The sequence below is a fragment of the Flavobacterium sp. ov086 genome (genome assembly GCF_900187965.1).
In the GTDB taxonomy this organism is placed as follows: domain Bacteria; phylum Bacteroidota; class Bacteroidia; order Flavobacteriales; family Flavobacteriaceae; genus Flavobacterium.
On the sequence record NZ_FZNL01000032.1, the window covers coordinates 40,131 to 47,933 of the forward strand.

Below are 7,803 nucleotides of genomic sequence, written 5' to 3' on the forward strand. Positions count from 1 at the left end.
AAATTCAACGATCATGATTTAGAATGCGTTCACGAGCGGGAAGTTCGCGCTGGCAAAGAACTTGAAACCTGAAACTTGAAACAAAATCCAATCATAAAGTGTAGCTCGCGTGAGGGATAGGAGTAAACTGCCGAAGCAGTATTGATAGCCCGACAGCATCCCGATAAGAGGGCGTATATGCGCAAAGAAATTTGCCCTCTTGTCGGGATGGTGGCACGCCCTACATATTCTAAAAAGTACTTCCTGTAAAAACAAAAACCTCGTAATTCAAATGATTACGAGGTTTTGATATTTGTTTTGTAAAGAAAAGCGGTTTTTATTGACCTCCCACTCCTACTAAAGTTGGGTATTTTCCAGAAGTAAATGTCCAATTGGCAGAAGTCCAGGTACTGCTATATGGTGTTCCTGCTTTCATTTCGGCTGTTGTTTTTCCAACTGCTTTACCACCATCATCAGAAGTCGATTGTCCGGTAGTTTGAATATCCCAAAAACAATCTGGTGCTGAACTCCAGTTAAAATTTAAACCAACTAATCCTCCGCCTGTGTCTACTTTTCCGGTAGCGTAACAATTGGTGATTTCATCAGCATTTTTTCCAATAAGAGCTCCTCCGTTTTTGTATGGTCCGGTTACAGAACCTGTAGCGTAGCAATTTTGTACTGCGCAAAGGTAATTGTAACCCACTAAACCACCAACAAATGAATCTTTTCCTGAAACATTAGCCGTACTATAACTATTTAAAAGTTTACCACCTTTTCCGCTAGCATCATTGTTAATTCCAACTAAACCTCCTACGTGTCTCTGAGCCGAAAACCCTGCAGAACTAACTGTTCCGGTAGAATAACAATGCGTGATAGTACCTCCAACGTTATTGGCAACCAAAGCGCCTACATTACCTCCACCAAGTATGTTTACTGCCGTTAAACCCAGATTTTTCACAACACCTTTAGCGCCCAAGGTAGAAATAAATGCAACATCATCATGACTGTCTCGTTTGATTGTCAAATTCTTAATTACGTGATTATTTCCGTCTATCGTTCCTTTGAAGCTCTCAAAATCTCCAATAGGAGTCCAACCTTGGCTAGAATAGTCCGGACTCAATACATCAGTACCATCAACAGCAGGCATAGTAATATCATTCATCACTTTGAAGTTATCCAAAAGATGTGAATCTAGTGCCAGAAGGTGTGTTGGAGTATAGATGCCGTATGGATTTGTATCTTTGTTATAAGCAGGTATTTTAATAACATATGATTTTTTTGTCTTTCCGTCAGCAGCAGTTATCGTAAAACTAAATCCTGTTGTATTATAGTCGCTCTGTTCATTGCTTCCTGATTCTGTCATTTCTGCACCAGCAGGCAAAATTGGAAATCCTGTAACAAAATCAACACCTTCCGGAGCATTGTAAATTGTATTTGTTCCTTCTTTTAGTCCTGACAATTCCCAATATATTTCATCATTAGAACCATCAAAAGTAAAACCAAGTATATCAGCTGAATTAGGCGGGGTTATTGTATAATTTTGTTTACTGCCATCTTCTGCAGTAACGGTATAAGTTATGGCTTTGCTAAAATCGTTTTTGGTAGTACCACTTACTTGAGCAACATCACCTACAGTAACTTTAGCTCCTGTTGTGGTAAAAGTAGCTGCCAAATTAGTTAAATCTGTTCCGGAAGGAAAGGTAAGCGAAATGGTATGTTTACTTTCATCAATTGTTCCTGTTACTGCAGGACTTAGAAAAGAAAAAGAAGTAATTGCTTTGGTACTGCTTGATGGTTTAACATCACCTTCGTTTATGCCTTCATTTGAACATGAATAACCAACTACTAGTAATAATGCCAATATACCAGCATATTTGAATATTGGCATGGCTGCAAATTGTATTTTTTTGAACATACTTTGGTGTTTTTATTAAGATAATCTAATGGAAAATGAGAATTGTTTTGATTCTGGTATTTTAAACCTTTTCGCTTTTTGTAAATTAATTTTTATTTTCGATTCCTTCATGATGAATTCATGCTGTAGTTTTCGGATTATTGGTTAGTTATTTTTTTTAGGTAAAATTCTGACCAAAAATAGCGCAAAATTTTTCTCATACAAACTTTTTTAAAAGATAGTTGTAAAAAAAATAAGGCAAATTCATTGATAAATAACTATAAAAACAATTAACATCAACCTACCGCTTAAAATCAAAAAAAAGAAACTATCTATCACTATAATTTCGAAATAATTGGATAAATTTAAAACTTAGAATAAATGCAAAAAACTAAAACGTAATGGATACTTCTTTCTATTTGGGTGAATTTCAAAAAGTGGCAAATCGTCTTGATCAAAAGCTTTTGAAGGAGAAATCAATCGAGGTTTCGGTTGGTATTTATCTGGATTCTGTTTTTATAAAATTATACAAGAAGTCATGGTCAAATAATCATCAAGAAGCTTTAACTGCCGAATCACGCATCTTTTTTTCGGTGTGGATAAATGATAGTATACTAGAAAAACAAAGGATAATGTACAATATTCATGCTTTGAAATTGAGAAAATTAAAAGGTTATACGATCCAAAGCAGAAAATTTGCTGATGAATTTAGAAATGACTTTAAAGATTATGAAAGTAATTGGCCTAATGTAACCACAAATCATGGTCCTTTGACATTAATGGAAGGCTGGGTAAAATTGAATTTAGGAAACTTTCAAGAAGATGTTTTGGAACTCTCTACTAACTTTTTAGAAGTTGAGTCTTTAATTGATGAAACTCTTGATAAATTTAAATAAAAATATACTTCCAAAGAAAATATAAATAATGACATACAAACTTTTTCTTGACGACATTAGGGATGTCAAAATGGTTTACAAAAACCTGACCGATGAAGATTTTGTAATAGTTCGGAATTTTCATGATTTTAAAACCGTAATACTTAAAAACGGACTTCCGGAATTAATTAGCTTCGACAATGATTTAGGATTGGATGAAAATGGTGTTATCGCCGAAGATGGATATGCTGCCGCAAAATGGTTGGTTTATCAATCGGGACTTGATTTAGTGAATCTAAGGTTTAATGTTCATTCGGCAAATCCTGTTGCTGCTCAGCAAATTCAAAGTTTACTGGATAATTATATTAAGCATTTGAGGAGCTTAAAAGAATAATTAAAAATTTACCTGAAACAAAATAACTACAAAGTGTAGCTTGCGTGAGGGATAGAAGCCAATGTCATCAAGTTAAGATATTTTAGATTGTGTTCCATTGGAACATCTCATCGGTAGTAGAAAAAAAAATGCATCGTGAGAAACATCGTCCCATTGGGACGTTTGAGAAATTGTATATGTAATCTGTATCTGTTTTTACCAATTATTATTTATAAAATCAAACGTTCCTACGGAACGTGAAAAAACGCCGTATTAATTGTACCTATCAATGAAATGTTCCAATAGAACAAAAACAAAGTGATGAGATATTGTCCTTAACAAATTGTTCCATTGGATTTTCCCTTAACTTAATAACATTGGGATAGAAACTAGCTACCGAAGTAGTGCGTATAGCCCGACAGCATCCCGATAAGAGAGCGTATATGCATAAAGTATTTGCCCTCTTATCGGGATGGTGGCACGCCCAGATTATTTTAAATTTTCAAGGCTTACGATCTGTGTTTTAAAAATAAAAAATGATGCCCGACCTTTGCAAAAACCTTAACCGTGGCAAAGATGCAAATCTGAAAATTACGAATTAGGTTTTATTATCATTTCTAATTAAATTATCAATAACTCATCTTTGATCTTTATTATCTTTTTTTCCAGAAATTTAATAGCCCGTCACAAGCTGTATATTTTAAATCAAAACTTTCCGGTATTTCTTCCCAGGTACTCCAATAGGTAACAAGTCTAGTGTTTTTAGGTGTTTTATTGAGTTGATCTCTGACATAATTAGAATAGGTAAGAAACAATTCATTTTTAGGAAGTATCTTTTTATCGATTGGACATGAAGTATCTATATTTTCAAAAAAAGAATTATAAAAGTAAAATGCATCGTAATCAGAAAAGGAAATTTCAGTAATATTTGAATGAATAAATTCAACATTATTAATATTATGTTTTTCGGCTATTTTTTTCGATAATTTTGTAAGAGATGCTCTTTGCTCAACACCGTAAAAAATGCCTTTTGTGGTGGCTGCTCCCACTAAACAAAATTTACCTACTCCGGCTCCAATGTCTAATATTTTTTGATTTGGTTTATCAACTAAATAATCTGCAGCAATTTTAGCAATGACAACTGGTGTCCAGTGCCGTTTTGATAATCTCTTAATCCGAACAGGATACAATTCATTAAACTTATCGTCTTCTATGTCTATATTTTGTTTTAAGGATTTAAAAATCATTCTTGATTAGATATTTGTATTCTTGATTAGATAAAAAATAATCTTTATGTATATTAACTCTGACCTTTAAAAACCAATGTTCATAAGGCTTTTTATTAATTACTGATGTATTTTCCTGCAATATAGGATTAATTGCCAGAATCTCACAATCTAATGGAGCTATAAAAGTTATTTTTTGGTTTATTCCATGAATAATACCAAGCATTATATCTTTTTGCATCGCAATGTTTTTCAATTCTAGTTCTATTAACTGGATTTCACCAATTTTATATTGCGCATAATCTGTTATCCCAATATAAAAATCCCATAATCCTATTTGTCGTAACCATAGGTGATTTTCTGTATAATAAAGGCTTTTAGGTATAAACATATATCGTTTTTCAGTAAAATTAAGTTATTCGAAAACAATATATAACGATTAAAACACGCTTTAAACTTGATTTAAATCAAGTATTAAACACTATGAAAAAAATAATGTATTTTTGATTAATTTATGATTTCAAAATTTACTTTTAACAATCAATATCTTCTAGATGAGCTTCCTAAACGCGATAAGGACTTGCTCGAGAAAGTAATGAAAAATAAAAAATATCGAAAAAATGAAGCGATATTTACGGAAGGTACCTTACCTACCGGTATTTTTTTTGTTAAAAATGGTAAAGTCAAAAAGTACAAAGCAGATAATGACGGTAGAGAACAAATTGTATATCTCTACAATTCAGGCGAGTTTTTTGGATATGCAGCTATTTTAAGTGAAGAAGCTTATGGCGACACAACAGTTGCGATAGAAAACACCTTAGTATCATTTATTTCTAAGGAGGATTTTTTGGATATACTTAATATTTCTATTGTATTCTCCAGATTATTATTAAAAAGCTTAAGCCACGAATTTAGTGTAATGGTCAATCTTTTGGCTGTTTTATCACAAAGAACCGTTAGAGAACGAGTTGCTCTTAGTTTATTGATATTGCATAATAAATACAAAATACGCGATTCTGAAAAAATTGTTTTTATTATGTTATCCCGAGCAGATTTAGCAAACATGGCTGGTACCGTAAATGAAACATTAGCAAGGGTTCTTCACGATTTTAAAGAAGATAATCTTATTGGGATAGAAGGACGAAAAATACAATTGTTAAATTTTAAAAGATTAACAAAAATAGCAAATTTATAATCTTTAAGTCCTGAGGTTCTTATTTTTATAGTCCTAACTTTTACTCAACTTTAACCTCATTCTCTTCTTCAAACAATAATTTAATGTTTTCGTAAGAGTTTTTTAGTGCTTCTTTGATTTGTTCAGGGTTTAGCCAGGCTACTTTTTCGATACCTTCCTCAGCTTGACCTTCTGGAGTTCCTTCAAAATCTGAAAACATTTCAAACCAATGTGTGATTTTGAGTTTGTATTTTCCGTTGCGTTTAAAAATATGGTAGGTCTTTTGAAGTTTATTAGTGATTCTGAGTTTGTTTACACCGGTTTCTTCTTCGACTTCACGCATTGCAGTGGCTTCAATCTCCTCACCTTTCTCGATTCCTCCCTTTGGTAAGTCCCATTTTCCGTTTCTGAAGATAAATAAAACTTCGCCATTTTTATTGTACACAAAGCCTCCTCCCGCTTTCTGTACAGGAATTTTAGCTTTTAATGTTTTCATTATTTCCTTTTCGTCAGGATGATATAAATAAGCCTTTTGAATTTTATTTTGGAATATTTTCACTATAAGCTGCTCGATATCAATACTCTCTAATAGGAATAATTGAAAATTAGTCTCTCTTGAGATTTCATTTGTCAAAAAAAGTGGTTTGTCGTTCACAAAAACTTTATACATTTGTACTATGATTTTTAATAAAGATACTGCCGAAAAAACAGCCGAATTGCTTTTGCAAATAAATGCAATTAAATTGAATCCCGAAAATCCTTTTACATGGGCTTCTGGTTGGAAATCTCCTATTTACTGTGATAATAGGTTAATTCTTTCATTTCCGATCATCCGAAATTACGTTCGTGATGAATTTGCGAAAAATATTGAGAAACAATTTGGAAAACCAGATGTCATTGCCGGTGTTGCTACAGGTGCCATTGGTATTGGAATACTTGTTGCCGAAAGCCTTGGATTGCCATTTGTATATGTGCGTCCTGAAGCAAAAAAACACGGAAGACAGAACCAAGTTGAAGGTTTTTTACAAAAAGGTCAAAACGTAGTTGTCGTTGAAGATTTAATTAGTACTGGAAACAGCAGTTTAATGGCTGTGGAAGCTTTACGCAATGAAGGTGCTAATATAAAAGGTATGGCAGCGATTTTCACTTACGGTTTTGGTGTGGCCGAAGAAAACTTTAAAAATGCTAATATCGATTTGTATACCTTAAGTAATTACGAAAACTTATTGGAATTAGCGGTTCAAAAACAATATATTACCGAAGAGCAACAATCAACTTTGCAGGAATGGAACGCAATTCCATCGACTTGGGGACAAGACTGATTTTAGATTTTACTCAAAAATCGCTTTGCTCTTTTTTTGGAATTTAAAAATTGTAAAATTTATTTTAAGAAAGCTTTGCGAACTTTGCGGTTTTACAAAGTTTTAAGATTAGAAAAAAAACTAGCGCCCTTTGCGGTTAAATAATTTTAGATATTATAAAAAAATAAAATATGAACTTAGAAAGTCCAAAAGTTACTGTTCAGAAATCAGCTCAAGATTTATTTGATTTATTGACTGATGTTAAGAATTTTGAAAAATTAATGCCGGAGAATATCGCTAAATTCGAAGTAATTGGCGAAGATGCTTTTATTTTTGGATTGAAAGGTATGCCGGAAATAAAACTTAAAATGAAGGAAAAAGTAGCACCAAACAAAATTGTTTTGGGAGCTGCAAGCGATAAACTTCCTTTTACTTTGGTTTCGAATATTGATAGTATCTCAGATGCCGAAAGTGCTGTTCAATTGCAATTTGAAGGTGAATTTAACGCGATGATGGCAATGATGATCAAAGGACCAATCAGCAAATTCATCGAGACTTTAGCAACTAATATGACTAAATTATAATTGTTAGTTATAGATTGTTGATTATTAATTCTCGATTTACATAAAATTTAAAAGCCTGATTTAACGATTAGACTGCACCCAAAAGTTTAGACAAATTTATAATTAAGTTTGATAATAATGAGCTCGATATTTTATCGGGCTCATTTTGTTTAAATTTGATTTAATTCTTTCGTTATTGTAATATATTATATACTTATTAATTTCTTTTTTTAATTGTTCTATTGATTTAAATTTTTGGGTATAAAACATTTCAGATTTTAATATTCCAAAGAAGTTTTCAATAATTGCATTATCTAGGCAGTTTCCTTTTCTTGACATGCTTTGTTTGATTCCTTTTTGTTTTAATAAAAGTTGGTAATGATTCATTTGGTATTGCCAGCCTTGGTCTGAATGAAGT

At 32.4% G+C, this 7,803-nt stretch carries 10 protein-coding genes; 5 read left to right on the plus strand and 5 right to left on the minus strand.

What is annotated here, in order from left to right; translation table 11 throughout:
• Positions 1 to 316: 316 nt before the first annotated feature.
• Entirely contained in the window at positions 317 to 1,894 is a 1,578-nt protein-coding gene (locus CHB81_RS24345) for a GLUG motif-containing protein (RefSeq protein WP_089354424.1), read from the minus strand.
• A 380-nt stretch (positions 1,895 to 2,274) separates the two neighbouring features.
• Here CHB81_RS24345 and CHB81_RS24350 point away from each other — a divergent pair, with 380 nt between their 5' ends.
• Positions 2,275 to 2,769: a hypothetical protein gene (locus CHB81_RS24350; protein ID WP_089354425.1), complete on the plus strand. Its 495-nt coding sequence runs from the start codon at positions 2,275 to 2,277 to the stop codon at positions 2,767 to 2,769.
• A gap of 28 nt (positions 2,770 to 2,797) precedes the next feature.
• Positions 2,798 to 3,142, plus strand: coding sequence for a cyclic-phosphate processing receiver domain-containing protein (locus tag CHB81_RS24355; RefSeq protein WP_089354426.1), 345 nt, complete (start codon positions 2,798 to 2,800; stop codon positions 3,140 to 3,142).
• Between the two features lie 632 nt (positions 3,143 to 3,774).
• On the opposite strand, the gene CHB81_RS24360 is transcribed toward CHB81_RS24355, so the two are convergent.
• A complete protein-coding gene (locus CHB81_RS24360) occupies positions 3,775 to 4,368 on the minus strand; it encodes a class I SAM-dependent methyltransferase (protein WP_089354427.1) in 594 nt (197 codons plus the stop codon).
• The gene (locus CHB81_RS24365) at positions 4,358 to 4,738 is read right to left on the minus strand and encodes a glycine cleavage system protein H (RefSeq protein WP_089354428.1); all 381 of its coding nucleotides are present in this window, start codon (positions 4,736 to 4,738) and stop codon (positions 4,358 to 4,360) included. Before CHB81_RS24365 ends, CHB81_RS24360 begins: the two co-directional genes overlap by 11 nt.
• 123 nt (positions 4,739 to 4,861) lie before the next feature.
• Here CHB81_RS24365 and CHB81_RS24370 point away from each other — a divergent pair, with 123 nt between their 5' ends.
• Complete coding sequence (locus CHB81_RS24370) at positions 4,862 to 5,542, plus strand: Crp/Fnr family transcriptional regulator (RefSeq protein WP_089354429.1); 681 nt, start codon at positions 4,862 to 4,864, stop codon at positions 5,540 to 5,542.
• A 40-nt stretch (positions 5,543 to 5,582) separates the two neighbouring features.
• Here the strand turns inward: CHB81_RS24370 and CHB81_RS24375 are convergent, their stop codons facing one another.
• Positions 5,583 to 6,191: an NUDIX hydrolase gene (locus CHB81_RS24375; RefSeq protein WP_089354430.1), complete on the minus strand. Its 609-nt coding sequence runs from the start codon at positions 6,189 to 6,191 to the stop codon at positions 5,583 to 5,585.
• A gap of 7 nt (positions 6,192 to 6,198) precedes the next feature.
• On the opposite strand from CHB81_RS24375, the gene pyrE reads away from it, so the two are divergent.
• Both pyrE and CHB81_RS24385 read left to right on the plus strand, forming a co-directional pair.
• Positions 6,199 to 6,843, plus strand: a complete 645-nt coding sequence (gene pyrE, locus CHB81_RS24380; protein ID WP_089354431.1) for an orotate phosphoribosyltransferase — start codon at positions 6,199 to 6,201, stop codon at positions 6,841 to 6,843.
• Positions 6,844 to 7,013: 170 nt separating this feature from the next.
• Positions 7,014 to 7,406, plus strand: a complete 393-nt coding sequence (locus tag CHB81_RS24385) for an orotate phosphoribosyltransferase (RefSeq protein ID WP_089354432.1) — start codon at positions 7,014 to 7,016, stop codon at positions 7,404 to 7,406.
• Between the two features lie 102 nt (positions 7,407 to 7,508).
• On the opposite strand, the gene CHB81_RS24390 is transcribed toward CHB81_RS24385, so the two are convergent.
• Positions 7,509 to 7,803, minus strand: a 295-nt coding sequence (locus tag CHB81_RS24390; RefSeq protein WP_141130455.1) for an IS3 family transposase, incomplete at its 5' end; no start/stop codon positions are given.